At 60.5% G+C, this 25006-nt stretch carries 22 protein-coding genes; 12 read left to right on the forward strand and 10 right to left on the reverse strand.

Annotation, left to right across the window (positions count from 1 at the left end; all coding sequences use genetic code 11):
- The first annotated feature begins 25 nt into the window (after nucleotides 1-25).
- Together ACQKEK_RS21880 and ACQKEK_RS21885 are read left to right on the forward strand one after the other, a co-directional pair.
- Nucleotides 26-709, forward strand: a complete 684-nt coding sequence (locus tag ACQKEK_RS21880; protein ID WP_499144313.1) for a spermidine synthase — start codon at nucleotides 26-28, stop codon at nucleotides 707-709.
- Between the two features lie 131 nt (nucleotides 710-840).
- Nucleotides 841-2226, forward strand: a complete 1386-nt coding sequence (locus ACQKEK_RS21885; RefSeq protein WP_499144314.1) for a sensor domain-containing protein — start codon at nucleotides 841-843, stop codon at nucleotides 2224-2226.
- Nucleotides 2227-2264: 38 nt separating this feature from the next.
- On the opposite strand, the gene ACQKEK_RS21890 is transcribed toward ACQKEK_RS21885, so the two are convergent.
- Nucleotides 2265-3110, reverse strand: a complete 846-nt coding sequence (locus ACQKEK_RS21890) for a GIDE domain-containing protein (RefSeq protein WP_499144336.1) — start codon at nucleotides 3108-3110, stop codon at nucleotides 2265-2267.
- A 40-nt stretch (nucleotides 3111-3150) separates the two neighbouring features.
- The gene (locus ACQKEK_RS21895; RefSeq protein WP_499144315.1) at nucleotides 3151-3723 is read right to left on the reverse strand and encodes a LemA family protein; all 573 of its coding nucleotides are present in this window, start codon (nucleotides 3721-3723) and stop codon (nucleotides 3151-3153) included.
- A 188-nt stretch (nucleotides 3724-3911) separates the two neighbouring features.
- Between ACQKEK_RS21895 and ACQKEK_RS21900 the strand changes: the two genes are divergently transcribed.
- The 7 genes from ACQKEK_RS21900 to ACQKEK_RS21930 all read left to right on the forward strand — a co-directional run bounded on the left by ACQKEK_RS21900 (nucleotide 3912) and on the right by ACQKEK_RS21930 (nucleotide 15330).
- A complete protein-coding gene (locus ACQKEK_RS21900; RefSeq protein ID WP_499144316.1) occupies nucleotides 3912-5252 on the forward strand; it encodes an imelysin family protein in 1341 nt (446 codons plus the stop codon).
- A gap of 170 nt (nucleotides 5253-5422) precedes the next feature.
- Nucleotides 5423-6838, forward strand: coding sequence for a di-heme oxidoreductase family protein (locus tag ACQKEK_RS21905; protein ID WP_499144317.1), 1416 nt, complete (start codon nucleotides 5423-5425; stop codon nucleotides 6836-6838).
- 41 nt (nucleotides 6839-6879) lie between these two features.
- Nucleotides 6880-7953, forward strand: a complete 1074-nt coding sequence (locus tag ACQKEK_RS21910) for an imelysin family protein (protein WP_499144318.1) — start codon at nucleotides 6880-6882, stop codon at nucleotides 7951-7953.
- Between the two features lies 1 nt (nucleotide 7954).
- Entirely contained in the window at nucleotides 7955-9049 is a 1095-nt protein-coding gene (locus ACQKEK_RS21915) for a DUF1513 domain-containing protein (RefSeq protein ID WP_064480449.1), read from the forward strand.
- A 118-nt stretch (nucleotides 9050-9167) separates the two neighbouring features.
- Nucleotides 9168-10793 carry a methyl-accepting chemotaxis protein gene (locus ACQKEK_RS21920; protein ID WP_499144319.1) on the forward strand — a complete coding sequence of 542 codons (1626 nt, stop codon included), beginning with the start codon at nucleotides 9168-9170 and terminating at the stop codon, nucleotides 10791-10793.
- Between the two features lie 290 nt (nucleotides 10794-11083).
- Complete coding sequence (locus ACQKEK_RS21925; protein WP_499144320.1) at nucleotides 11084-12250, forward strand: efflux RND transporter periplasmic adaptor subunit; 1167 nt, start codon at nucleotides 11084-11086, stop codon at nucleotides 12248-12250.
- A 32-nt stretch (nucleotides 12251-12282) separates the two neighbouring features.
- Nucleotides 12283-15330: a multidrug efflux RND transporter permease subunit gene (locus tag ACQKEK_RS21930; protein WP_499144321.1), complete on the forward strand. Its 3048-nt coding sequence runs from the start codon at nucleotides 12283-12285 to the stop codon at nucleotides 15328-15330.
- Nucleotides 15331-15381: 51 nt separating this feature from the next.
- On the opposite strand, the gene ACQKEK_RS21935 is transcribed toward ACQKEK_RS21930, so the two are convergent.
- The 5 genes from ACQKEK_RS21935 to ACQKEK_RS21955 all read right to left on the reverse strand — a co-directional run bounded on the left by ACQKEK_RS21935 (nucleotide 15382) and on the right by ACQKEK_RS21955 (nucleotide 19370).
- Nucleotides 15382-15612 (reverse strand): hypothetical protein, encoded by a 231-nt coding sequence (locus ACQKEK_RS21935; RefSeq protein WP_081262947.1) that lies wholly within the window; start codon nucleotides 15610-15612, stop codon nucleotides 15382-15384.
- A gap of 212 nt (nucleotides 15613-15824) precedes the next feature.
- Nucleotides 15825-17474 (reverse strand): chaperonin GroEL, encoded by a 1650-nt coding sequence (groL, locus tag ACQKEK_RS21940; RefSeq protein WP_127839924.1) that lies wholly within the window; start codon nucleotides 17472-17474, stop codon nucleotides 15825-15827.
- Between the two features lie 57 nt (nucleotides 17475-17531).
- Nucleotides 17532-17825, reverse strand: a complete 294-nt coding sequence (locus ACQKEK_RS21945) for a co-chaperone GroES (protein ID WP_019340746.1) — start codon at nucleotides 17823-17825, stop codon at nucleotides 17532-17534.
- A gap of 249 nt (nucleotides 17826-18074) precedes the next feature.
- Nucleotides 18075-18539 carry an FxsA family protein gene (locus tag ACQKEK_RS21950; RefSeq protein ID WP_127839925.1) on the reverse strand — a complete coding sequence of 155 codons (465 nt, stop codon included), beginning with the start codon at nucleotides 18537-18539 and terminating at the stop codon, nucleotides 18075-18077.
- 126 nt (nucleotides 18540-18665) lie between these two features.
- Nucleotides 18666-19370 carry a HugZ family pyridoxamine 5'-phosphate oxidase gene (locus tag ACQKEK_RS21955; RefSeq protein WP_499144322.1) on the reverse strand — a complete coding sequence of 235 codons (705 nt, stop codon included), beginning with the start codon at nucleotides 19368-19370 and terminating at the stop codon, nucleotides 18666-18668.
- A 100-nt stretch (nucleotides 19371-19470) separates the two neighbouring features.
- Here ACQKEK_RS21955 and ACQKEK_RS21960 point away from each other — a divergent pair, with 100 nt between their 5' ends.
- Nucleotides 19471-20229 (forward strand): SDR family oxidoreductase, encoded by a 759-nt coding sequence (locus ACQKEK_RS21960; protein ID WP_064480455.1) that lies wholly within the window; start codon nucleotides 19471-19473, stop codon nucleotides 20227-20229.
- Between the two features lie 56 nt (nucleotides 20230-20285).
- Here the strand turns inward: ACQKEK_RS21960 and ACQKEK_RS21965 are convergent, their stop codons facing one another.
- Complete coding sequence (locus tag ACQKEK_RS21965; RefSeq protein WP_128121876.1) at nucleotides 20286-21302, reverse strand: DUF481 domain-containing protein; 1017 nt, start codon at nucleotides 21300-21302, stop codon at nucleotides 20286-20288.
- A gap of 127 nt (nucleotides 21303-21429) precedes the next feature.
- Here ACQKEK_RS21965 and ACQKEK_RS21970 point away from each other — a divergent pair, with 127 nt between their 5' ends.
- Nucleotides 21430-21801, forward strand: a complete 372-nt coding sequence (locus tag ACQKEK_RS21970; protein WP_499144323.1) for an MGMT family protein — start codon at nucleotides 21430-21432, stop codon at nucleotides 21799-21801.
- A 36-nt stretch (nucleotides 21802-21837) separates the two neighbouring features.
- Nucleotides 21838-23538 (forward strand): AmpG family muropeptide MFS transporter, encoded by a 1701-nt coding sequence (locus tag ACQKEK_RS21975; protein WP_499144324.1) that lies wholly within the window; start codon nucleotides 21838-21840, stop codon nucleotides 23536-23538.
- A 47-nt stretch (nucleotides 23539-23585) separates the two neighbouring features.
- On the opposite strand, the gene ACQKEK_RS21980 is transcribed toward ACQKEK_RS21975, so the two are convergent.
- Both ACQKEK_RS21980 and ACQKEK_RS21985 read right to left on the reverse strand, forming a co-directional pair.
- Nucleotides 23586-24410, reverse strand: a complete 825-nt coding sequence (locus tag ACQKEK_RS21980) for a mechanosensitive ion channel family protein (protein WP_499144325.1) — start codon at nucleotides 24408-24410, stop codon at nucleotides 23586-23588.
- An 86-nt stretch (nucleotides 24411-24496) separates the two neighbouring features.
- The gene (locus ACQKEK_RS21985) at nucleotides 24497-24976 is read right to left on the reverse strand and encodes a YajQ family cyclic di-GMP-binding protein (protein ID WP_045425002.1); all 480 of its coding nucleotides are present in this window, start codon (nucleotides 24974-24976) and stop codon (nucleotides 24497-24499) included.
- Between the last annotated feature and the right edge of the window lie 30 nt (nucleotides 24977-25006).

Raw genomic sequence — 25006 nt, forward strand, 5'->3', positions numbered from 1 at the left:
TAATGCCAACCCAAGAGCGTCACCGATGAAGCGTTTTGTATTGATCGACACCGCCGAAATTCCGGATGGCGGCGGCGCCCTGTGCCTGTTCGAGTATGGCGACGACTTCGTTATCAAGATTCAGGGCGGTAACGGTAACCAGCTTATGAACACCCGCACGCACGGCTCGGAAGACGCGCTGGCGGAGATACCCTGCCGCAAGATCGCGCAGCGGCCGCAACCACGCGTGCTGATTGGCGGCTTGGGCATGGGCTTCACCCTCGCTTCGGCGCTCAGACATCTCGGCGATGATGCCGAGGTGCACGTCGCTGAGCTGGTTCCCGGCGTGATCAACTGGAACCGTGGCCCGTTGGGCGCGAAGTCCGGCATGCCGATCAACGATCCAAGAACCCGCGTGCTGCGTAGCGATGTCGCCGAGGTTCTGAAGAGCGAGCCGCAGGGTTATGACGCCATCATGCTCGATGTAGACAACGGTCCCGAGGGGCTGACCCGCAAGAGCAACAGCTGGTTGTATTCCTCAGCCGGGCTCGACGCTTGCGCCAGGGCGCTGCGCCCCAAAGGTCTGCTTGCCGTATGGTCGGCCAGTGCCGATCAGGCCTTCTCCCAACGACTTGCCAGGTCGGGTTTCCTCGCCGAAGAAGTCCAAGTGTTCGCGCACGGGAATCGCGGCACCCGGCATACCATCTGGATTGCTGAAAAGCGTGGATGATGATCATAGCGTCCAGTGAAGATGACTTAGTGCCGTCAAAGCAGCTGTCCGCTTCCGAGGCGCTCGCCTACACTCAAAGCACCCAAGACCGGTCCGTCCCCATACCGCGCAGTGCTCAAGTGGTACGTACGATGAAAACCGAGCCTCCCCCCTCGCTGGAAACTGTTCTGGATTTGATGCTTGATGCGGTCTGCGTGGTCGACGCCGATGGCTGCTTCGTCTATGTCAGCGCTGCTTGCGAAAGCATTTTTGGCTATACGCAGGAGGAGATGATCGGTCGGCAGATGATGGAGCTGGTGGCGCCCGAAGACCGCGAGCGCACCCTGCTGGCGGCGCAGCAGGTGATGTCAGGCCAGCCCAGCCTGCATTTCGAAAATCGTTATATCCGCAGAGACGGACAACGAGTAGATATCATGTGGTCGGCCCGCTGGTCAAAAGATGACCAGTTACGTGTCGGTGTGGCGCGCGACATTACCCGACGCAAGCGTTCCGAATCGCTGCAAGAAGCGGTCTACGCAATATCCGAGGCGGCCCATAATGCCGCCGATCTGACCTCGCTGTTCGAACAGGTCCATCAGATCACCAGCCGGCTTATCCCGACGCCGAGCTTTTTCGTCGCCTTGAACGCGCCCGATCAGGGCCGGCCGACATTTGCTTACGTCAGAACCGATGGCGAGCCAGCACGACTTCCCCTCGATCCGGCTGCGGTGCTGTGCGCAGAAGTCACTCGGACCGGGCAGGCGCTGCTGCTGACAGCGAGTAGCGAAAACGTCTGCGACACCCTCAAGGCATTGACCGCCACGGAGAGCTTCTGCTGGTTAGCAGCGCCACTCTCGACCCGTCAGGGCTGCATCGGCGCGCTACTACTCAACGATACGGCACAGAACGCGACTTATTGCGAGCAAGACATAGACCTGCTGCAGTTCATAGCCAACCAGGTCGCCACCGCCATCGAACGCAAACAGCTGCAGGCTCGCCTCGAGCGGATGGCGCAATACGATGAGCTTACCGGTCTACCCAACCGCGCCTTCCTCTTCGACCGGCTAAAAACCGCCCTGGCGCGCGCGCGGCGCAATGACGAGCGGTTATCACTGCTGTATCTGGATCTTAATGGGTTCAAACAGGTCAACGATGGTTATGGGCACAGCGTGGGCGACCTGCTGCTGCAAGCCTTCGCTCGTCGGCTTACCCAACACACCCGTGAAACCGACACGGTTGCGAGAATGGGTGGCGACGAATTCGTCGTGTTGCTGGAAGGCAGCCCGACAGCAGCCGATACGGCAGTTGTAGTCACTCACATTCTCGCAGCGATGCAGGCGCCGATAGAGCTCGCCGGCTTGGCCCTTGCGGTTCAACCGAGCATCGGCGTGGCTCACTTTCCAGAGCACGGAACTGACGAAGCATCGCTGCTCAGGCGCGCTGATGAGGCGATGTACCAAGCGAAATCAGCGAGCGCACAGCAGCGCGCAAATAACGGCCCTGTCATCGACATCGCGCTCCATCAAAATCATCGCTAAGCGATACGTGCATGGCTGGCTGACTCTGCCGTCGTGGCTCAACCTACCACCCGGGTTGCCAGCAACGCCGCGCCAAGCAGACAAAGCATCGCCCCGCCAGCCGCCTGCCCGCGATAGCGCCGAACGAGCACTTCCTCACCATGACTGGACAGCACGAACGGCAAATCCTCAGCGGGGCGCGCCAGCTTGTGCAGCGCTTGCCGGCCGCTGGCTAGTCGATGGCGTTGTTGCGCTTCCAGGCTGGCGGCGAGGCGCACACGGCTCCACTCCGCCTGATCGAGCTGGCCGTCGCGATTATGGTCAAAACGCTGCAATAGTCCGGCGTAGTCTTCTTTCCATTCGCGCACCACTTGGCCCTGGGCAGCCTGCAGGTCAAGGCCGTGCCGGCCACCACCAGATGTACGAAACTCGCCAATCGCATACAACGGCTCGTCAGCGTGCAATCGCTCTTCGGTGTACCGGTACTGACGGTGGCCAGTGAGCCAGGCCAGCACACCGCTGGACGGCGCACCTCGAGGGTGGCGCTGGTCACCAGTCCAGCAATCACGCCGTGCGGGGAGTACTTCAGCGCCTCGAGGATCGATCAGGCAGTCTCCGGTCGCATCAAACAACCGCAACAGCCCATCGCTGCTGCCCTGTTCCAACACGTTCCAGCTGCCGCGCTTGCTGCCGGTTCGGTACTCCTCGATACGATAGCGCCACCAGAGGCAGGGCGTGGCCGTCAGCGGTGCTATTAATGGCGGCGTATCGGGAAGGTCGCGCAGCACCCCGGCCAGCTCGACATAACCTTGCGCAGCCGAGCGAATCCTCGAAGTCGGCGTATCCAGCAAGTGGCGCAGTTTCGACCAGCGACTGACCCACAGCCAGCCGCCAACCAGACACATCGCCACGCCTGCAGCGATCAGCAGCACCTGAACCCCCAGCTCAACTGAACAGCGGCTTCAGGTCGACATTGGCTTTTTCCGCCTCGCTGAACTGCAGCAAAGGGGCGGCGCGGAAACCGAACGCGCGAGCCAGCAAGACATCGGGAAACTGCTCGATGCGTACGTTGTTCAGATTGACTGATTCGTTGTAGAGCTCGCGGCGATCGGCGATACCACTTTCCAGCCCACTGATGCGCTGCTGCAAATGACGAAAGCTCTCGTTCGCACGCAGCTCTGGATAGCTCTCGGCCAAGGCGAAGAGGCGTCCGAGTCCGGCGCGCAGTCCGGTTTCGGCCTGGCCAAGCGCACCAACGTTGCCTTGCTCGCGCGCATCGGAGACCGCAGTGCGCGCCCTGATCACCTGCTCCAGGGTGCTGCGTTCGTGCTGCATGTACTGCTTGCAGGTTTCCACCAGCTTGGGCAATTCATCATGACGCTGGCGCAACAGCACATCAATGTTCGACCAGGCCTTGCTTACTCCATGCTTGAGTCGCACCAGACCGTTATAGAGAACCACGGCATAAGCCGCGGCGAGAAACAGCAGGACCCATGCAACGGCGGCACTCAGGCTCATCAGGGCGACTCCATAAGGTAACCAGACTCGGAGGTGGCATTCTAGCCGCACCGGCTGAGGCGATACGCGACCTGTTACACGCATTTTCTTTGCACAAAATGCAAATCTTTCGCATTATGTTCTGCATCCGTTTGTCGCAGCCCTGCTGTCGGCTCACTCACACCACCCTGCAAGCAAAGGAACCCGCCATGCTACGCACTCCCGTCTGGGCTACCGCCAGCCTTCTGGCTGTCGCCATTTCACTCGCTGGTTGCGGCGAAGACAAAGCACCGGCCGAACAGGCCGCTGCCCCGCAAGCCGCCACAACCCAGAGCGAACCGGCACCGGCTGCCCAAGAGACCGTGAACAGCGAAGCCGCGCAGGCAGTGGTCAAGCACTACGCCGATATCGCACATGCTGTCTTCAGCGACGCGCACAGTGCCGCTCTGAAACTGCAGGAAGCCGTCGACGCTCTCCTGGCCAATCCGACCGAAGAAACCCTGCAAGCGGCCAAAGCGGCCTGGATCGCCGCCCGCGTTCCGTATATGCAGAGCGAAGTGTTCCGTTTCGGCAACCCGGTCGTCGACGACTGGGAAGGTCAGCTCAACGCCTGGCCGCTGGACGAAGGCATGATCGACTACGTCAAAGGCGACTATCAGCACGCCCTCGGCAACCCTGGCGCCACCGCCAACATCATCGCCAACAAAGAGCTGCAGATTGGCGAAGACAAGATCGACGTCAGCGAGATCACCGGTGAGAAGCTTGCCAGCCTTAACGAACTGGCCGGATCCGAAGCCAACGTCGCCACTGGCTACCATGCCATCGAGTTCCTTCTCTGGGGTCAGGACCTGAACGGCACCAACGCTGGCGCTGGCGAACGTCCGGTGAGCGACTTCATCGAAGGTGAAGGCTGCACCGGCGGCAATTGCGACCGCCGTCGCGCCTACCTGAAGGCCGCCACCGAGCTGCTGGTCAGTGACCTCGAAGAAATGGTCAACGAGTGGAAGCCGGGCGCAGACAACTACCGCGCCCGCCTCGAAAAAGAGTCGGCCGAAAATGGCCTGCGCAAAATGTTCTTCGGTATGGGTAGCCTGTCGCTGGGCGAGCTGGCCGGCGAACGCATGAAAGTCGCACTTGAAGCCAACTCGCCAGAAGACGAGCACGACTGCTTCAGCGACAACACGCATAACTCCCACTACTACAACGCCAAAGGCATTCGTAACGTCTACCTCGGCGAGTACGAGCGCATCGATGGCAGCAAGCTGACCGGTCCAAGCCTGGCATCGCTGGTCGAAGGCACTGCGCCTGAGGTCAACAGCACTCTTAAGACGGACCTGGAAACCACCGAAGCCAAGCTGCGCGTGCTGGTCGAAAGCGCCGAGAACGGTGAGGCCTTCGATCAGTTGATCGGTCCAGATAACAGCGAAGGCCAGGAAAAGGTCCGCGCTGCGATCGCCGCGCTGGTTCAGCAGACCGGTTCGATCGAGAAGGCAGCTGCCGCATTGGGCATCAGCGACCTGAACCCGGACACCGCTGACCACGAGTTCTGATACACCGGCCTAAGGGGTGGCGCAACGCCGCCCCTCTGGCACTGATGCGCCCTCTGACGCCAGCTTTACTGCTTGACTGGCAATCGGCTTTTCGCCAAATGCAAATTGCTCTTATTCAACCACCCGTAGCCTGCTAACATTAGCGCCCTTTCAAAGGCCTTGGGCTACCGATGCGTCCGTTTTTCTTCCCTGTCGTTTCGCTGCTGCTGGCTTTGGGCCTGACGGCTTGCGATGAAAACCCGCCACGCTTTGAACAGGCAGAACCAGGCGAGGCGCTATCGGGTGGCAGCACCACGGTCATCAAGTCCGACCAGAACGCCTTCTCGATGCCATCCGCCAACCTGTCACCGGTTCGCCGTCTGGACTTCAGCGTCGGCAACAGCTTCTTTCGCAACCCTTGGGTCATCGCGCCCTCCTCGACGACGGCACGCGACGGCCTTGGACCGTTGCTCAACACCAACGCCTGTCAGAACTGCCACATCAAGGACGGTCGTGGTCGTCCGGCGGAAGCCGAGCGTGGCAATGCAGTGTCGATGCTGGTGCGCCTGTCGATTCCGGCAGGCAAGGAGCACGCCGAGGTTATCCATGAGCGAGGCATCGCGCCCGAGCCCACCTATGGCGGCCAGCTGCAGGACATGGCGATTCCCGGCGTCGCGCCGGAGGGCAAGGTTCGCCTCAGCTACAGTACGCACACCGAACGATTCGCCGACGGCTTCCAAGTCGAACTGCGTTCGCCGCAGCTGACAATTACTGACCTGGGCTACGGCCCGATGCATCCCGACACCCAGTTCTCGGTTCGCGTGGCGCCCGCAATGGTCGGCCTTGGCCTGCTGGAGGCGATCCCGGAAGCGGCGATACTCGCCAACGCCGACCCGGACGACCGCAACGGTGATGGCATTTCCGGGCGCCCGAACCGGGTGTTCGATCAGGTCACACGTGAGACCAGCCTGGGTCGCTTCGGCTGGAAAGCCGGGCAGCCGAACCTGAACCAACAGAACGCTGATGCATTCTTCAACGACATGGGACTGACTACCAGCCTGCTGTCGGGCAACAGCTGCACGCAAGCGCAGACCGATTGCCTGGCGATGCCCGACGGCGGCGAGCCTGAAGTCAGCGACCACATTCTGTCGCTGGTGCTGTTTTATTCACGCAACCTGGGCGTACCGGCTCGACGCAACGTGGATGACCCGCAAGTGCTGGCGGGCAAGACGTTGTTCCACCGCGCGGGTTGCCAAAGCTGCCACATCCCGAAATTCACGACTGGCGAGGCGGCCGAGCCGGAACTCGCTAACCAGGTGATCCGCCCGTATACCGACCTGCTGCTGCATGACATGGGCGAAGGGCTGGCCGATCACCGTCCGGAATTCGAGGCCACGGGGCGTGAATGGCGTACCCCGCCGCTCTGGGGCCTCGGCATGACCGAGGCTGTCAGCGGGCATACCCAGCTTCTGCATGACGGTCGCGCGCGCAATCCGCTCGAAGCCATACTCTGGCACGGCGGCGAAGCGGAGCGCGCCAAGCAGGCCGTGCTCGGCTTCGACAGCGATGAGCGCAGCGCCCTGCTGGCCTTTCTCGAGTCTCTTTAATGCCGAACCAGACGCACCCGTGCCCAGCCCTGAGGAGCAACATGTACCCCAACCGAATCTTCCGTGCCGTCACTGCCACCGCACTGGGCCTGCTATTAGGTGCCTGTGCACCATCCGATCCATACGCGCAGACAAGCCAGGCACTGACCGAGGAAGTGCTGTTGCCTGCCTATGCCGACTGGGCCGAAGCCAACCGCCGTATGGCAGCCAGCAGCATCGCCTTCTGTGCAGACAACGAAGAGCTGGCCGATGCGCGCGAGGCGTTTCTTCAGGCGCAGCTCGCCTGGGCCGGATTGCAGCCCTTGCTGATCGGGCCGATGGGTGAGGGCAACCGGGCCTGGCAAGTACAGTTCTGGCCTGACAAGAAGAACCTGGTTGGTCGCCAGATCGGCTCGCTGTTGAAAAGGAAGCCCCAACTGACGCAGGCGGACCTGGAGAGCGGCAGCGTCGTACTGCAAGGGCTTTCTGCCTATGAATATGTGCTGTACGACAAGGCCGTCGATCTGACCGACAGCGCGACCAAGGCGCGCTATTGCCCCTTGCTGCAAGCCATCGGTGAGCATCAGCAGAAGCTCGCGGCCGACATGCTGCAGACCTGGAAGGCCAAAGACGGCATGGCCGCCCAGCTGAGCGAATTTCCCAACGAGCGCTACGCCGAATCAGCCGAAGCGATTGCCGACCTGCTCCGAGTCCAGGTCACTGCACTGGACGGCCTGAAGAAAAAACTCGGCGCACCGCTGGGTCGCCAGAGCAAAGGCTTTCCGCAGCCCTTCCAGGCCGAAGCCTGGCGCAGCGATGCCACTCTGCCCAGCATCGATGCCGCGCTCGCTGGCGCTCAGCAACTCTGGTTGGGCACGGATGGGAACGGTCTCAAGGCGCTGGTACCGACCGAGCAGGCTGATCTGACCAAACGCATCGATGTCGCGTACGAAACGGCGCGCCAGCATCTGGTGGATATCATGCTGCCGTTCAGTGAGTTGATTGCCGACGAAGCCGGTCGAGCACGTCTCGATGCGCTGTACCAGGACATCGATGCTTTGCACCGTCTGCACCAGACCGAACTGGCGCGCGCCCTCGGAGTGCAGATCGGCTTCAACGCCCACGACGGAGACTGATATGAAACGCCGTGCTTTCCTCGGCCTGGGCAGCGCGCTGGTGGCCGCCTCAGCCGTTGGCGGCTGGGCGTTGACCCATCACACCGAACAACCGTTACTTCTCTCGGCGCGTAACGATGCCGATGGCCGCCACTATGCGGTCGGCTACCGGCTCGATGGCAGCCCGGTATTCGCCACGCCGGTCAAGGAGCGCTGCCACGATGTCTATGCGCATCCGCACCTGCCGCTTGCGGTGTTCGTCGGGCGTCGACCGAGCCGTGAAAGCTATCTGATCGACAGCCGTGACGGGACGTTGCTTCAGGTACTGGCGTCACCACCTGACCGCCATTTCTATGGCCACGGAGTGTTCCACTCCAGCGGTGACTGGTTCTATACCACCGAAAACGATACCGCCGAAGCCGGTCGCGGCGTGCTTGGCGTCTATCGCGTCGAGGGCCGCCAACTGATACGGAGCGGTGAGCGTTCGACCCACGGTATCGGGCCGCACCAGCTATTGTGGATGCCCGATGGCGAAACCCTGGTGATCGCCAACGGTGGTATCCGGACCGAGGCCGACAGTCGGGAAATGATGAATCTCCACGCCATGGAGCCCAGCCTGGTGCTGTTGCACCGCGATGGCACGCTGATCAGCAAGGAACAGTTACCCGAGCAGATGAATAGCGTGCGTCACCTCGCGGTAGCGGCGGACGGCACGGTGGTGTCGGGCCAGCAATATGAAGGCGACCCGATGGATCCGGTGCCACTGCTGGCGATCAAGCGTCCCGGTCAGGCGTTCCAGGCTTTCCCGCTGGGTGAAGCGCAACGCCAGACCATGAACCAGTACACCGCCAGCCTGGCGATCAATGACAGCCTTCGCCTGCTGGCCGTGACCGCGCCGCGTGGCAACAAGGTGTTCATCTGGGACTTGGATACTGCCGCGCTGCGTGAGGAAATTCATCTACCGGACTGTGCTGGCGTCGGGGCAGTCGAGCAAGGTTTTGTCGTCAGCTCCGGACAGGGCCGCTGCCGCCTCGTAGACTGCACCGGCAAGGCGTTCGTCAGTACCCCGCTGCAGCTACCCCCAGGGCTTTGGGATAATCATCTGCGACTGGTCTGAAAGCCTTCAAGTATCGAACAAAGCGGCCGAAAAGCCGGCAAGCGAACAGTCTTTCTGACTGCACGTTGGAAACTTGCCCCTAGCGCAAGCGCATCCTCTTCGATACGAGAACGCCCAGATGTTCCTGAAAAAATCCCTGCGTGCCCAGCTGCTCGCGCTGATAGGCGGAAGCTTGTTGTTGATGCTGGCCATCGCGCTCGCCAGCTTTTCGTTTCTCTCCGATGACATCGGGGCGTATCAACGTCTTCTCAAAGGACCGATCGAAGCCTCACGCCTCATCGATCAATCCAACCTCGAGTTCAAAGTACAGGTTCAGGAGTGGAAAAACGTATTGCTGCGCGGTAAGTCACCGGAAAACCTGACCAAATACTGGCAGAGTTTCGAGGAGCAGGAACGCAAGGTACAAACGCTGCTTGGCACGCTGGTACAGCAAAGCCAGGGCGACCCGGCTTTGTCGGGCCAGATTAAAAGCCTGCGTGACGAACACTTGAAGCTTGGCACGGCCTATCGCGCGGGACGCGATGCATTCATCGCTGCCGGCGCGGATCCGGCTGTAGGCGACGCGGCTGTCAAAGGCATCGACCGGGAAACCAGCGAGCAGCTCAGCGCACTGGTCGCACAACTACGTGATTCGGCCCTCGGCAGCTCGGACACCATCAGCGAAGCGGCAGACCGGACCATCACCGCTGGGGCCCTGATCATGCTTGCCGCAGGCGTGCTGATCGCCCTGTTCAGTGCCTGGCTGGTCAATCGCAACCTGATCAATCCGATCCGACATCTGATCGATCATGTTGCCAATCTCAGCAAGGGCAACTTCAAAGAGCGTGTGGACACCAGCCGCGCTGACGAACTGGGTCGTCTGGCGGTAGCCGCCAACGTGCTGCGCGACTTCCTCGCCGATACCTTCACCCGTTTGCAGCGCAGCACATCAGATTTGGACACCGCCAGCGGGGAGCTCAACGCGATTGCGGCCCTGATGGGCCAAGGCACCCGCGAGCAGTTTTCCCGAACCGATCAGGTCGCCACAGCGATGCACGAGATGTCTGCCACCGCGCAAGAGGTCGCACGCCATGCGGCCGACGCTGCGCACGCCGCAGACGCTGCCGACCAATCTGCGCAACAAGGCGAGGCCATGATGCGCTCGACGATCGAGACGATCACCCACATGCGTGGCGAGATCAGCAATACCGCCACCGTGATCCGTCGGCTGGAAGCCGACAGCGGTCGCATCGGCAAGGTGCTGGAAGTGATCCGCGGCATTGCCGACCAGACCAACCTGCTCGCGCTGAACGCAGCCATCGAAGCCGCCCGTGCCGGCGATGCAGGCCGCGGCTTCGCCGTGGTAGCGGATGAGGTGCGTACGTTGGCCAAGCGTACCGCCGACTCGACAGCGGAAATTCACCAAATCATCGACACCGTACAGACGGGGGCGGTGAATGCCGTGCGGGCAATCGAAAGTGGCCAGAACCGCAGCGATGAAGGCGTCGAACAGGTCACCGAAGCGGGCGGCATGTTGCAGCGCATCACGTTGGAAGTGGAAGCGATTCGCGACATGAACCGCCAGATTGCGACCGCTGCAGAAGAGCAGACATCCGTCGCAGAGGACATCTCACGCAACCTCACTGAGATTACCGCCATCGCCACGGCCAATCAGGACAATGTTGAGCGCACCGAGAAGGCCAGCCAGGATCTACATGGGCTGTCCGCTCAGCTCAGCGAAGTCACTCACCGCCTGGCGGGCTGATTGCCAATTCAACGGAAAGGCCCTGCCCACCCGGGGCCAGGCGGAATTTGGTCGACAGGCATCTAGGGCCCCAGGGGCGCCGTTAGCGTCCCTCCCCTTACCGTCAGACGAAGCCTGATATCCCGCTTTACTTGCACCCACTTCATGGCTAACGTCCATTCTCCTTCTGCTCCAGGGCTGAAGCGCCATGGCAGCGAATAGCTGCACCTGCCCGTGGCTCGCGTGTTCAATAGAGCTGCGTCGCTTCATAGCCATGGTCAGCCGGCTCATTACTCCAAGGAATACGGAAAATGTTGCGCCGCATGCTGCTGATGCTTGGCGCGGTGATCGTCGTGGTATTGATCCTTGCCGCCCTCAAATTCAACTCGATCTACTCACAGATTCAGCAATTCAAGGCGCCTAAGCCGCCGATCAATGTCGAAGTCGTTACCTCCAGCAAGCAGCCCTGGCAGAGCCGTCTACCGGCCATCGGCACGCTTAGCGCATCGCAGGGCATCGACCTTTCGGTGGAGATCGCCGGCACCATCAGCGATGTGCAGTTCCGCTCGGGGGAAAAAGTGCGGCAGGGTCAGCCCATCGTCCTGCTCGACAGCGAGATCGAGCAGGCGAGCCTGGCAGCTGCAGAAGCGGACCTGCATCTGGCAAAGGTGGAATTCCAGCGTGCACGCAGTCTGATCGACGGACAGGCCATATCACGCAGTGAGTTCGATCGGCTCAACGCCCAGTCGCAGAAAGCCGCCGCTACGGTCGCCCAGCTGAAGGCCAGCCTGGCGAAAAAGCGCATTCTTGCGCCCTTTTCCGGCACCATTGGGATTCGTCAGGTCGATGTGGGTGACTTCGTTGCCGCCGGCACGCCGATTGCCACCCTGCAGGACCTTTCGACGCTGTTCGTCGATTTCTACCTGGCCGAACAGCAGGTGCCGTTGCTAGCCATTGGGCAAGCCGTGCGCATCCAGGTCGCCGCGTTTCCCGGCGAGCAGTTCGAGGCACGAATCGTCGCGCTGAATCCCAAGGTGGAAGTCACCACCCGTAACGTGCAGGTGCGTGCGGAGCTGGATAACCCCGACGAACGCCTGCTGCCAGGGATGTTCGCCGATCTGCAGGTGCTGCTGCCCAGCGAGGCGCCACGGGTCGTGGTACCGGAAACGGCCCTCACCTACACCCTGTACGGCAATTCGGTTCTCGTCGTGAAGGCCGGTGAAGCGCCTAGACCCGAGGAAGGAGCTGAAGACGCCACCGAGACTCCCGAGCGCGACGAGCCCTACCTGGTCGTGGAGCGCCGTTTCGTCACGACCGGCGAACGCCGTGACGGCCGCGTTGTGATCCTCGAAGGTCTGGAGCCTGGTGAACAGGTTGTTATCGCCGGTCAGCTCAAGCTGGACAACGGCGCTCATGTCGCCATCGCCGAGCAGCGCACGCTCGAACTCGAGCCAGACAGCGCGTCGGACGACCGCTGACTGAGGCACTGACTACAGGGACACAGATCGCCATGGCTTTTACCGACCCGTTCATACGCCGTCCCGTGCTGGCCAGCGTGATCAGCCTGCTGATCGTGCTGCTTGGCCTACAGGCTTTCAATAGCCTTGTGATTCGCCAGTATCCGCAGATGGAAAGTGCGCTGATCACGGTGACCACCGCCTATCCGGGCGCCAACGCGGAAACCATCCAGGGCTACATTACCCAACCGCTGCAGCAGAGTCTGGCCAGCGCCGAAGGCGTGGACTACATGACCTCGGTCAGCCAGCAGAACGTATCGATCATCTCGGTTTACGCGCGCATCGGTGCCGATACCGACCGGCTTTACACGGAGCTGCTCAGCCAGGCCAATTCGGTGAAGAACCAGTTGCCGCAGAACGCCGAAGACCCAGTGCTGAACAAGCAAGCCGCTGATTCCACGGCGCTCATGTACATCAGTTTCTACAGCGAACAACTTAGCAACCCGCAGATTACCGACTACCTGTCGCGCGTCATCCAGCCGAAGCTGGCCACCCTCCCCGGCATGGCCGAGGCAGAGATCCTCGGCAATCAGGTATTCGCCATGCGCCTCTGGCTGGACCCGGTGAAGCTCGCCGCCTACGGACTTTCGGCGGGGGACGTGAACGAGGCCGTGCGCAAGTACAACTTCCTCTCGGCGGCCGGCGAGGTGAAGGGGCAGTACGTTGTCACCAGCATCAACGCCGATACCGAACTGAAGACCCCGGAGGCCTTCGCCGCCATTCCGCTGAAGACCCAGGGCGACAGCCGCGTGCTGCTCGGAGATGTGGCGCGGGTCGAGATGGGTGCTGAAAGCTACAACGCTATCAGCTCGTTCGACGGCATTCCGTCGGTCTATATCGGCGTCAAGGGCACCCCGAGCGCCAACCCGCTGGATGTGATCAGCGAAGTACGCGCCGTCATGCCGGAAATCGAGTCGCAGCTACCACCCGGCCTAAAGGTCACCATCGCCTACGACGCCACCCGCTTCATCCAGGCGTCCATCGACGAAGTGGTAAAAACCCTCGCCGAGGCCGTGGTGATCGTGATCGTCGTAGTGTTCCTGTTCCTCGGCTCGCTGCGCTCGGTGCTAATCCCGGTGGTCACCATTCCGTTTTCGATGATCGGTGTGATGTTCTTCATGCAGACCATGGGCTACTCGATCAATCTGCTGACGTTGCTGGCCATGGTGCTGGCGATCGGCCTGGTGGTCGATGATGCCATCGTGGTGGTGGAGAACATCCACCGGCACATCGAAGACGGCAAGACCCCGTTTCAGGCGGCGATCGACGGCGCGCGGGAGATCGCCATGCCGGTCGTCACCATGACCATCACCCTGGCGGCGGTCTATGCACCCATTGGTTTTCTTCAAGGCGTGACGGGCGCGCTGTTTCAGGAGTTCGCGCTGACGCTGGCTGGAGCGGTACTGATCTCCGGCGTGGTGGCGCTGACGCTATCGCCGATGATGTGCTCTCGCCTGCTGCGTCATGAAGAGAACCCGACTGGGCTGGCCCATCGGTTGGACCTGATCTTTGACCGGTTGAAAGTTCGCTATCAACGGGCGCTGCACGGCACCTTGGACACCCGGTCGGTGGTGTTAGTGTTTGCACTGATCGTCCTCGGGCTGATTCCCGCCCTGCTCACTTTTACTGAAAGCGAGCTGGCGCCCGAAGAAGACCAGGGCATCATCTTCATGATGGCCAGCGCGCCGCAGACGGCCAACCTCAACTACCTCAACGCCTACACCGATCAGTTCCTGACTATCTTCAAAACGTTTCCCGAGTACTACTCCTGGTTTCAGATCAACGGCTTCAACGGCGTCCAAAGCGGCATCGGAGGCTTCCTGATGACGCCCTGGGACGAGCGAGAGCGGACGCAGATGGAGGTGCTGCCCGAGGTTCAGGCGCAAATCGACAAGATCCCAGGCTTGCAGGTCTTCGGCTTCAACCTGCCTTCCCTGCCCGGTACCGGCGAAGGCCTGCCGTTCCAGTTCGTGATCAATACGGCATCCGATTACGAGTCGCTGCTGCAGGTGACCGAGCGCATCAAGGAGAAAGCCCAGGCCTCGGGCAAGTTCGCCTTTCTCGACGTGGACCTGGCATTCGACAAGCCTGAGATCGTCGTCGATATCGACCGCGAAAAGGCCGCACAGATGGGCGTGACGATGGAAGACCTCGGCATGACCCTGGCGACACTGCTTGGCGAAAGCGAGATCAACCGCTTCACCATCGAAGGCCGCAGTTACAAGGTGATCGCGCAGGTCGAACAGGCCTACCGAGACAACCCAGGCTGGCTGAGCAACTATTACGTGAAGAACGATCAGGGCGAGATGCTGCCCTTGTCCACACTCATCACTGTCAGCGACCGCGCCCGTCCCACTCAGCTGAGCCAGTTCCAGCAGCTCAATGCCGCAACCATCCAGGGCTTTCCGATCGTCAGCATGGGCGAGGCCATCGATACGTTGCGCAGCATCGCTCGCGAGGAGGCGCCGCAGGGGTTCACCTTCGATTACGCCGGAGCCTCGCGCCAGTACATCCAGGAAGGCAACGCTCTGTATATGACCTTTGCACTCGCCTTGGCCATCATCTTTCTGGTCCTGGCGGCGCAATTCGAGAGCTTCCGCGACCCGCTGGTCATCCTTGTTACGGTGCCACTTTCCATCTGTGGAGCGCTGGTTCCCCTGTTTCTCGGCCTGTCGAGCATGAACATCTACACGCAGGTCGGACTTGTGACGCTGATCGGATTGATCAGTAAACACGGGATCATGATTGTCGAGTTCGCCAATCAGCTGCGTCGTGAACAGGGGCTAAACCGCAGAGAGGCTGTCGAGGAAGCCGCAGCGATACGTTTGCGACCGGTCCTGATGACCACTGCCGCGACAGTATTCGGCATGGTTCCGCTGATCCTGGCCAGCGGTGCCGGTGCGGTGAGTCGCTTCGATATAGGAATGGTGATCGCCACGGGCATGACCGTGGGCACCTTGTTCACGCTGTTCGTGCTACCAGCCGTCTATACCGTGCTGGCAAGCCCTGAGCGTGCCGGTAACGCGGCGACGGTAGATTAACCGTCGATAGTGTCAGTCAACGCCAAAGGGGCAACGTAGAGGCGGATCGACTCAACTGCGCCCTACAAGGCTCTGCGACAGCCCGTACATGAACAGCAGCAAATCCTGATCAGGTTGGGTGTTCTGTATCTCTGCGCGAGCAATACGCGGCACCGCACAGTGGCTGCTCTGGTCGCTTTGGGCAACAACTCTGGCATCCGGTTCGCTCCATGCCGCCGCACACAATGATGCGACGCCGAGCGAGCCGGCTAGGAATACTCCTCGAGCAATTTCAAGTTTCATTGCGCAAGCCTTTGTTATTTGGTGAATCGAGAAAGTCACCATAGACGACGTACTGCCAACGCGCCTAAAAAAAAGACAAATGGATCAAATTTCTTAAAAAGGCCACAGGAGCCGAGGCGACTGCATACGCCACGGTCGGATCAACCGAAACGACGGGCATAAAAAAGCCCCGCACGAGGCGAGGCTTTTTCTGATGCCAGGGACCGGCTGAATTACATCATGCCGCCCATACCACCCATACCACCCATGCCGCCCATGTCCGGCATGCCACCAGCAGCCTTGTCGTCAGCCACTTCAGCGATCATCGCTTCGGTGGTGATCATCAGGCTGGCAATGGAAGCCGCGGCCTGCAGAGCCGAACGGGTTACCTTGGCCGGATCGAGAATGCCCATCTCGATCATGTCACCGTACTCGTCGGTCGCAGCGTTGTAACCGTAGTTACCGCTGCCCTGCTTGACCTTATCGACCACAACGCTTGGCTCGCCACCGGAGTTGGCGACGATCTGGCGCAGCGGCGCTTCGACAGCGCGACGCAGCAGAGTGATGCCCACGTCCTGATCGGCGTTTTCGCCCTTCAGCTCGGAAATCGCCTGCAGTGCACGGACCAGAGCGACACCGCCGCCAGGTACCACGCCTTCTTCAACGGCAGCACGGGTTGCGTGCAGCGCGTCTTCGACACGGGCCTTCTTCTCTTTCATTTCAACTTCGGTACCGGCACCGACCTTGATCACGGCAACACCGCCAGCCAGCTTGGCCAGACGCTCTTGCAGCTTCTCTTTGTCGTAGTCGGAAGTGGTGTCTTCAACCTGCTTGCGGATCTGCGCAACGCGAGCTTCGATGTCGACCTGCTGACCAGCACCATCGATGATGGTGGTGTTTTCCTTGTTCAGCACAACGCGCTTGGCATTACCCAGGTGCTCCAGGGTAGCGGTTTCCAGGCTCAGGCCGACTTCTTCGGAAATCACGGTACCACCGGTCAGGATTGCGAGATCCTGCAGCATGGCCTTGCGACGATCACCGAAGCCAGGTGCCTTGACCGCAGCAACCTTGACGATGCCACGCATGTTGTTGACGACCAGAGTCGCCAGGGCTTCGCCTTCAACGTCTTCGGCAACGATCAGCAGCGGACGACCGGCCTTGGCAACGCCTTCCAGCACCGGCAGCAGTTCGCGGATGTTGGAGATCTTCTTGTCGACCAGCAGCAGCATCGGGCTGTCAAGCTCGGCCACCATGGTGTCCGGCTTGTTGATGAAGTACGGAGACAGGTAACCACGGTCGAACTGCATGCCTTCTACGACGGACAGTTCGTTTTCCAGGCCCGAGCCTTCTTCAACAGTGATCACGCCTTCTTTACCGACCTTTTCCATGGCTTCGGCGATGATCGCGCCGATGGAGCTGTCGGAGTTGGCGGAGATGGTGCCGACCTGAGCGATGGCCTTGAAATCGGCGCATGGCTTGGACTGGTTCTTCAGCTCAGCAACGATGGCGATGGTCGCCTTGTCGATGCCGCGCTTCAGATCCATCGGGTTCATGCCGGCAGCGACAGCCTTCAGGCCTTCGTTGACGATCGACTGAGCCAGAACGGTAGCAGTGGTGGTGCCGTCGCCCGCGTCATCGTTGGCACGGGAAGCAACGTCCTTGACCAGCTGCGCGCCCATGTTTTCGAAACGGTCTTTCAGCTCGATTTCCTTGGCAACGGAAACGCCATCCTTGGTGATGGTCGGAGCGCCGAAGCTCTTCTCGATCACGACGTTGCGGCCTTTCGGGCCGAGGGTCGCTTTTACCGCGTCAGCCAGGACGTTGACGCCAACCAGCATCTTCTTACGGGCGGAGTCGCCGAACTTAACTTCTTTAGCAGCCATGTTGATTCTTCCTCAAATTCTGTTGATGGAACGCAGTTCGCTGTAAGCGAGCGCTGATCAGGCTTCGACGACGGCGAGAATTTCGTTCTCGCTCATCACCAGCAGGTCTTCACCGTCAACCTTGACGGTGTTGCTGCCGGAGTAAGGGCCGAATACGACCTGATCGCCAACCTTGACGGCCAGCTGACGGACTTCGCCGTTGTCCAGAACGCGGCCAGTGCCAACAGCGACGATTTCGCCACGGTTTGGCTTCTCGGCAGCGGAGCCCGGCAGCACGATGCCGCCTGCGGTCTTGGTTTCTTCTTCGCTGCGACGAATTACGACGCGGTCATGCAGAGGACGAAGCTTCATTGTCGATCTCTCCTAGTACAGTGGTTTCCATGCCGATGCATTCTCATCGGCGGGTTGGCAAATCCGGCGGTGCCGGTTGCGGCCCGCAATGCGAGCCGCAGAAGACGGACTGTCAAAATGCGACAGCGACCTTGCGGTGACCGCTACATGCGGGCGTCAAAAATGATTTCAAGGGCGGGACGATGATTTTTTGCATTTACAGAAGATAAAAAGGCATGCCGTGGCATGCCTTGCTGGAGCGGATACGACCTACTTGTCGCGACGTTCCCACTCCCCCTCGATGACGTTAGGCCGCTGTGGCCCGTCGCGGTGTTCCTGCTGCTGGCGCAGATCGTCGGCAAAGGCTCGGCGACGCTGAGCCTGCGCCTCGACACGCCGCCCGACAAAGCCGAGGAACAGTTTGCGCGTCGGTGGAAACAGCACCAGCAGCGCGACGACGTCGCTGAGAAATCCGGGCAGGAACAACAACCCCCCAGCAAGGGCCATCATCAAGCCCTGGAGCATTTCCCGTTCCGGCAACTCACCGCGAGCCAACCGCTCGCGTGCACGCCAGGCGGTGGCAAATCCGGCCAGACGCATCAGCAGGATGCCGGCCATGCCGCTGATGATCAGCAGGAGAATGGTGGGCAACACGCCGATGGAGCTGCCGACCTTGATCAGCAACGCCAGCTCGGCCAGCGGAAACAGGAGAAACAGCAGTAAGAATATTCGCATCGATAATCCTTGGCGGAAGAACGGCTTCCGATTTCGTGTAGATGACGGCGGGCTGCAGCGAATTCAACCCATCCACCAGATAGGCTGTAACCGGATTATTCTTCGCTGCGCTTACGCGAGTATCAATCAGCGGCGAGCCATCGCCACCAGTGCCTGTCGCACGGCGCCTGGGCTGGTACAGCTATCCGGAAATACCAACCAGTGAATGGCCTGACCGATGCTCAAGTGAAAGCCTTCGCTATCGATTCCAATCATGCGCGCCTCCGGGGCAGACGGCAGGCCTGCCTGGTGAACGTAGTGAGCAATCGCCGAGCTGTGGTCCTGATTCATATGGTCAAGCATGTCGACCTCGCCACCGCTTGCGCGTGCAAACGGATTAGCCAATGCCACCTGATCCAGCCAATGGATCGCGCCGAAGCCCCCGATGTAGCGCCAGCGCACCGGCTGCAACGTCCAGAAGTCAAAGTCGTGAACGCGATGGTAGTCGCGCGATTCCGGGAAGTAACGGTAATAGCGTTCGGCCGCGGCGCCGACCGCAGCTTCGTCCGTGAGCGGCACCGCCTCGGCCAGCAGGGTGAGCCGGCCGGTTGCCTGCACGTCCTCGGCGCCACGTTCAGCGACCAGCAGAGAGCAGCGCGGGTCTGCCTGCAGATTCTTCGTATGCTGGGCGATCCGACTGATCAAGATCAGTGGCCAGCCTTCTTCGTTCAAGCAGTAAGGGACTGCTGAGCCAAAGGGAAATCCGGGCATGGCCTTGGAGTGAGTCGAGAGCACGCCGCGGTATTCCTTGAGCAGGAGTTGTCGGGCATGCTTGGCGGCTTGAACGCTCACGGGTGTTCCTCAACAGGGACGATTCGGCAGGGCATCAGCATAACGGTTTCGTCAGCGGACGTCGTTTACCGACGTCGGCAGGCATAGATAGGAGATAGGCATGCAGCTGAAAGACAAGGTCATCATTATCACCGGCGGTGGCCAAGGGCTCGGACGCGCAATGGGCGAGTACCTTGCCAGCAAAGGCGCCCGCCTGGCGCTGGTCGACCTTAATCAGGATCGGCTGGATGAAGCCGTGGCAGCCTGCAAGCACGCTGGCGGTGACGCACGCGCCTACCTGTGCAATGTCGCCAACGAAGAGCAGGTTAGCCACATGGTGAGCCAGGTCAGCGACGACTTTGGTGGCCTGGACGGCTTGGTCAACAACGCCGGCATTCTCCGCGATGGGCTCACCATAAAACTCAAGGACGGCGAACTGTCGAAGATGAGCCTGGCGCAATGGCAGGCGGTGATCGACGTCAACCTCACCGGCGTATTTCTCTGCACCCGAGAAGTCGCCGCGAAGATGGTTGAGCTGAAGCGCCAGGGCGCGATCGTCAACATTTCCTCGATATCCCGTGCCGGCAACATGGGCCAGGCGAACTACTCGGCCGCCAAGGCCGGCGTGGCTGCAGATACCGTGGTGTGGGCGAAGGAGCTGGCGCGCTACGGCATCCGCGTAGCCGGTGTTGCACCCGGCTTCATCGAAACCGAAATGGTCGCCAGCATGAAACCCGAAGCGCTGGAGAAGATGACCGCCGGGATTCCGCTGAAGCGTCTGGGCAAACCCCAGGAGATCGCCCACTCCGTGGCCTACATATTCGAGAACGACTACTACACCGGGCGCATCCTGGAGCTCGACGGAGGCTTGCGGCTGTAGAGCACCAGAAACGAAACCGGGCGCACTGAGGCGCCCGGTCGATCACGCTATAAGCCTTACCAGCCCACACCGAATCCGATGCTGTAGCGGGTTTCATCCAGCTCGCTCTCCGCACCGCTGACGATGTCCTTCTCGGCCTTCATGTTGAGCGACGCCCAGTCGGTCACTTTGTAACGCAGCCCCATTTCCGCGTCGAATTGATAGTCGGCGACATTTTCCAGTGGCTTGCCGATTTCACCGTTACTGAATATCTCGAAGGTCTTGCCCACCAGATAACGGTTGTAATTCCACTTCATGGCCAGCGAGTAAAACTGCTCCGTATTGCCGTTGGCGAACTCGTAGTCACTGCGGTTGGCCAGCGAAGCCAGCGAGAACGCGCCCAGTTCGTTGTCCCAGAACTGGTAACCCGGACCTGTACCCACAGTGCGCTGGCGCCGAACGTCCTCGATCTTGTCACGCTTGTATTCCAAGCGACCCTGCCAGAACCAGTGCTCATCGAGGAAGCGGTCCAGCGCGTACTCGGCCTCCCAGTTATCGGTGGCAGTTACACCGTCGCGGTACTCCCGGTTGTAGGCGCCGGAACCGTTGTGACGCCACAGGCCATGGCGCGCAGAGGTTTTGAACGAGATGTCATAGTCATCCGTGTCAGTTTCGGCACGTTTGTAGTCCAGCGCTACGTCAACGTTACCCTTCCAGGTCAGGTCCTGAATGAGTGGCTTCGGATGGATGATCTGGGTGATCGACTTGAGCGGGACCGTACGCGGCGCGCCACCATTACTCAGTGTGACCATGCCGTCATCGGCCGCTTGTAGTGATTTCGCGACCTCGCCAGAGGCATCGTCCTCCTTGACCAGCAACTGCTGGTTGCTTTCCAGTGTCGCGACCTGGCTCCATTTCACAGGAATGGAGCCACCGTACTCGGTTTCGATGAGCAGCTTGCCGCCATCGAGCACGCTGATCTTGCCAGTCAGGCGATCACCGTTCTTCAGCCACACGGTGTCGGCAAATGTCGGCAGAGAAAGCGTGGAAAGGGTTACGCAAAGCAAGGTTCGTGAGAGCGGTCGGGAGAACATAGGCAAGAGGGCGTCTGCGGGTATAAGAGAAAGGCAGGCATTATCCTTATGCGCCCCAAGACAACAAGCGCTGGCCGCCAAACGGAGCCTCGATCACCACCAGCCTCATCACTAATGGAGCCTTTACATGACGCGCCAGCCCTCTGATGCAGCGCACAGCGATCCGCGCACCGGTGACGCCGAAACCCGACGTGCCGCGTTATATCTGACATTAGCGCAGATTCCCGAAGGCAAGGTCACCAGCTATGGCGAACTTGCCGCCGTCGCCGGGCTGGGCCGTGCCGCACGCTGGGTCGGGCGGGTCCTGTCACAATTGCCTGACGATACGCGTCTGCCCTGGCACCGGGTGATGGGCGCAGGCGGCCGCCTGAGCCTGGCCGCCGGAACCGTCTCCGGCGAGGAGCAACGTGCCCGACTTCGCGCTGAGGGTGTGCAGGTGATCAACGACCGCGTCGACATACGTCGGCACGGCTGGCATTCAGCGGAGCACAGCGGGTAGAGTGCGCGCTTCATGTTCTGTCCCTGATTTGCCTTTATGTCCCGTGAAACCTGGCGCGCCGCGCTAGCCGCCTATGCCAGTCCAGCCTCACTGACTCTGCTGATCCTTGGCTTCGCTGCCGGGCTTCCTGCGATCCTGGTTTTTTCCACGCTTTCTGTATGGTTGCGCGAGGCGGGTGTGTCTCGCGAGACCATCGGTTTTGCCAGCTGGATCAGCCTCGCGTACGCGTTCAAATGGGTTTGGTCGCCGATGCTCGACCAGTGGCGGTTGCCCTGGATTGGCGGCCTGGGCCGGCGACGCTCGTGGCTGGTGTTGTCGCAGGCGGTCATCGCGATCGGCCTGATCGGCATGGCCCTGTGCAATCCGCAACAGAACCTGACCATGTTGATCGCACTGGCCGTAGCGGTGGCTTTCGCCTCGGCCACGCAAGACATCGCCATTGATGCCTATCGGCTGGAAATCGCCGAGGACAAATTGCAGGCGACGCTGGCCGCGAGCTACATGACCGGTTATCGCGTCGCCATGCTGCTGGCCAGCGCCGGCGCGCTGTTTTTAGCCGAGTGGCTGGGCTCTAGCAACGTCGAATACAACCAGGCCGCTTGGGCCACGACCTATATTGCCTTCGCTCTCCTCATCCTTCCGGGTCTTGTTACCAGCCTGTTGATTCCCGAACCCCAAGGCGCCGCGCCGCTGCCTCATGGGCCGTCCAGATTCAGCTTCAACCACCAGATGGCTGCGGTCGGCCTGCTGCTGGTGCTGCTGATTTCCGTTCCCGCGATGATCAACGCATTGATCGCCCAGGCCTGGCCACGTGCAACGCTGTATTTGCTGTTTATCATCGGTTCGCTGTCACCCTGGGGACGGTCACTGATGATTCCGGTGCGCCAGATGCTGCAACAGGCAGGCCAGCGCCAGCGCCCGGCACGCTTCGATTTTGTCCACCAGGCCGTATCGGTAATCATCCTGATCATCCTCATGGTGTCTACAACGGGGATGTTCCAGTCCTACTGGGGCGGCTACTGGCCACGCGGCACCATGTATCTGCTGATTTGCTGGGGCTGCCTCTCCGGACCGGGGCGGATTCTGATGGGGCCGGTGCTGACGCCCATCACCGACTTCATCCTGCGCTATCGCTGGCAGGCGCTGTTACTGCTCGGACTGATCGCCACCTACCGGATGTCCGATACGGTAATGGGCGTCATGGCGAACGTCTTTTATATCGACCAAGGCTTCAGCAAGGATCAGATCGCCAGCGTCAGCAAGCTTTTTGGTTTGATCATGACCCTGCTTGGCGCTGCGTTTGGCGGCTTGCTGATCGTGCGTTTCAGCATCCTGCCCATTCTGTTCATTGGCGGTGCGGCATCGGCCGCGACCAATCTCATGTTCATGTTGCTGGTGGAAATGGGCGCCAACCTCAACATGCTGATCGTCACGATCTCATGCGACAACTTCAGTGGCGGACTGGCCTCGACCGCATTCGTTGCCTATCTTTCGAGCCTGACCAATCTGAAGTTCTCTGCGACTCAGTACGCCCTGCTCAGCTCGTTGATGTTGCTATTGCCAAGGCTATTGGGTGGCTACTCGGGCGTGATGGTCGAGCAGCTCGGTTACAGCAACTTCTTTCTGGTGACTGCGTTGCTCGGCATTCCGACGCTGGTACTGATTGTCTGGCAATGGACACGCAGTCGTCCGCCATCCACCAGCGCCGAGCCGATATCCTCGACCGAACATAGCTAACCAAAAAGCCGGCTACTGCCGGCTTTTGTCATATTGCAGAACAGGTCTTAACGCTGGACCAGGTGTACCACCCGCTGCGGGAATGGAATACCGATCCCGGCTGCGTCGAAGCGCTCCTTGACCAACTCAGTAAAGCCGAAGGTCACGGGCCAGAAGTCACCGGTGGCGACCCATACCCGCAGCGACAGATTCACCGAACTGTCGGCCAGTGCAACAACATGGACCACCGGATCAGGATCACGCAGCACACGCTCGTCTTCAGCAATCTCCAGCAGGATCTTGCGCGCCAGTTTGATGTCGGCGCCGTAGTCGATACCGATATTGATGTCCGCGCGACGACGCGGCTCGCGGGAATAATTGGTGATATGGCCATTCGAAAGGCTGCCGTTGGGCACCACGATGGTTTTGTTATCGGCAGACTTGAGGACGGTGTGGAAGATCTGTATCGAGTGCACAGTCCCGGATACGCCCTGAGCTTCAATCCACTCACCGACGCGGATGGGTCGGAAGATCAGAATCAGCACACCGCCAGCGAAGTTGCCCAGGCTGCCCTGCAACGCCAGGCCAATCGCAAGGCCGGCTGCACCGATTACAGCGATAAATGAGGTGGTCTCGACGCCGATCATCGACGCAACGCTGATCAGCAAAAGTACCTTGAGGATGACGCTCGCCAGGCTCTCGATAAAGCCATGCAGCGAAGCGTCGAACTGGCGGCGCTTCAGTACGCCACCCAAATTGCCGACGAGCTTGTTGATCAGCCACCAACCGATGAGGAAGGTGAAAAGCGCCAGCGTAACTTGTGCGCCGTATTGAACGACAACAGGCAACCAGGCCTCGGAAAGCTCGCCCAGGTAATCGACACTGAAATCCATTGAAAAGGAATCTCCTTGGGACACCGAGCGCCCGGACTAGGGCCGCTCGGCAAATGCGGGAAGTGGCACGAACGTGCGCGGGGTGATCAATCGCGGAAGTTATTGAATTGCAGCGGCATTTCAAAATCCTTGGCGCGCAGCAGGGCGATGGCTTCCTGCAGGTCGTCGCGTTTCTTGCCGGTTACACGTACCTGCTCGCCCTGAATGGCCGCCTGCACCTTGAGCTTGGCCTCCTTGATGTACGCTACGATCTTCTTAGCCAGCTCCTTGTCGATACCCTCGCGCAGCACCACCTCCTGCTTGACGGTTTTGCCGGACGGATAGGGATCCTTCAGCTCCAGACACTGGATATCGATCTTGCGTTTGACCAGGCTCAACTTGAGGATTTCCAACATCTGCTCCAATTGGAAATCTGCGTCGGCGGTCAGATTGATGGTCAGTTCCTTGAATTCGAAACTGCCTTTGCCACGCAGGTCATAGCGCCGGTCGAGTTCCTTGACAGCGTTATCTACCGCGTTGGTTACTTCGTGTTTGTCCAGTTCGGACACCACGTCGAACGAGGGCATGGGCTTCCTCCTGTGGAAACGGCGCAACGG

Origin of the sequence: Pseudomonas sp. NPDC077408 (genome assembly GCF_050269105.1) — a bacterium.
In the GTDB taxonomy this organism is placed as follows: Bacteria; Pseudomonadota; Gammaproteobacteria; order Pseudomonadales; family Pseudomonadaceae; genus Stutzerimonas.

Bases quoted from the DNA above. Each gene is read 5' to 3' on its own strand.
- ACQKEK_RS21880 (WP_499144313.1), top strand. From the start codon at position 26: ATGAAGCGTTTTGTATTGATCGACACCGCCGAAATTCCGGATGGCGGC.
- ACQKEK_RS21885 (WP_499144314.1), top strand. From the start codon at position 841: ATGAAAACCGAGCCTCCCCCCTCGCTGGAAACTGTTCTGGATTTGATG.
- ACQKEK_RS21890 (WP_499144336.1), bottom strand. From the start codon at position 3,110: ATGTGTCTGGTTGGCGGCTGGCTGTGGGTCAGTCGCTGGTCGAAACTG.
- ACQKEK_RS21895 (WP_499144315.1), bottom strand. From the start codon at position 3,723: ATGAGCCTGAGTGCCGCCGTTGCATGGGTCCTGCTGTTTCTCGCCGCG.
- ACQKEK_RS21900 (WP_499144316.1), top strand. From the start codon at position 3,912: ATGCTACGCACTCCCGTCTGGGCTACCGCCAGCCTTCTGGCTGTCGCC.
- ACQKEK_RS21905 (WP_499144317.1), top strand. From the start codon at position 5,423: ATGCGTCCGTTTTTCTTCCCTGTCGTTTCGCTGCTGCTGGCTTTGGGC.
- ACQKEK_RS21910 (WP_499144318.1), top strand. From the start codon at position 6,880: ATGTACCCCAACCGAATCTTCCGTGCCGTCACTGCCACCGCACTGGGC.
- ACQKEK_RS21915 (WP_064480449.1), top strand. From the start codon at position 7,955: ATGAAACGCCGTGCTTTCCTCGGCCTGGGCAGCGCGCTGGTGGCCGCC.
- ACQKEK_RS21920 (WP_499144319.1), top strand. From the start codon at position 9,168: ATGTTCCTGAAAAAATCCCTGCGTGCCCAGCTGCTCGCGCTGATAGGC.
- ACQKEK_RS21925 (WP_499144320.1), top strand. From the start codon at position 11,084: ATGTTGCGCCGCATGCTGCTGATGCTTGGCGCGGTGATCGTCGTGGTA.
- ACQKEK_RS21930 (WP_499144321.1), top strand. From the start codon at position 12,283: ATGGCTTTTACCGACCCGTTCATACGCCGTCCCGTGCTGGCCAGCGTG.
- ACQKEK_RS21935 (WP_081262947.1), bottom strand. From the start codon at position 15,612: ATGAAACTTGAAATTGCTCGAGGAGTATTCCTAGCCGGCTCGCTCGGC.
- groL (WP_127839924.1), bottom strand. From the start codon at position 17,474: ATGGCTGCTAAAGAAGTTAAGTTCGGCGACTCCGCCCGTAAGAAGATG.
- ACQKEK_RS21945 (WP_019340746.1), bottom strand. From the start codon at position 17,825: ATGAAGCTTCGTCCTCTGCATGACCGCGTCGTAATTCGTCGCAGCGAA.
- ACQKEK_RS21950 (WP_127839925.1), bottom strand. From the start codon at position 18,539: ATGCGAATATTCTTACTGCTGTTTCTCCTGTTTCCGCTGGCCGAGCTG.
- ACQKEK_RS21960 (WP_064480455.1), top strand. From the start codon at position 19,471: ATGCAGCTGAAAGACAAGGTCATCATTATCACCGGCGGTGGCCAAGGG.
- ACQKEK_RS21965 (WP_128121876.1), bottom strand. From the start codon at position 21,302: ATGTTCTCCCGACCGCTCTCACGAACCTTGCTTTGCGTAACCCTTTCC.
- ACQKEK_RS21970 (WP_499144323.1), top strand. From the start codon at position 21,430: ATGACGCGCCAGCCCTCTGATGCAGCGCACAGCGATCCGCGCACCGGT.
- ACQKEK_RS21975 (WP_499144324.1), top strand. From the start codon at position 21,838: ATGTCCCGTGAAACCTGGCGCGCCGCGCTAGCCGCCTATGCCAGTCCA.
- ACQKEK_RS21980 (WP_499144325.1), bottom strand. From the start codon at position 24,410: ATGGATTTCAGTGTCGATTACCTGGGCGAGCTTTCCGAGGCCTGGTTG.
- ACQKEK_RS21985 (WP_045425002.1), bottom strand. From the start codon at position 24,976: ATGCCCTCGTTCGACGTGGTGTCCGAACTGGACAAACACGAAGTAACC.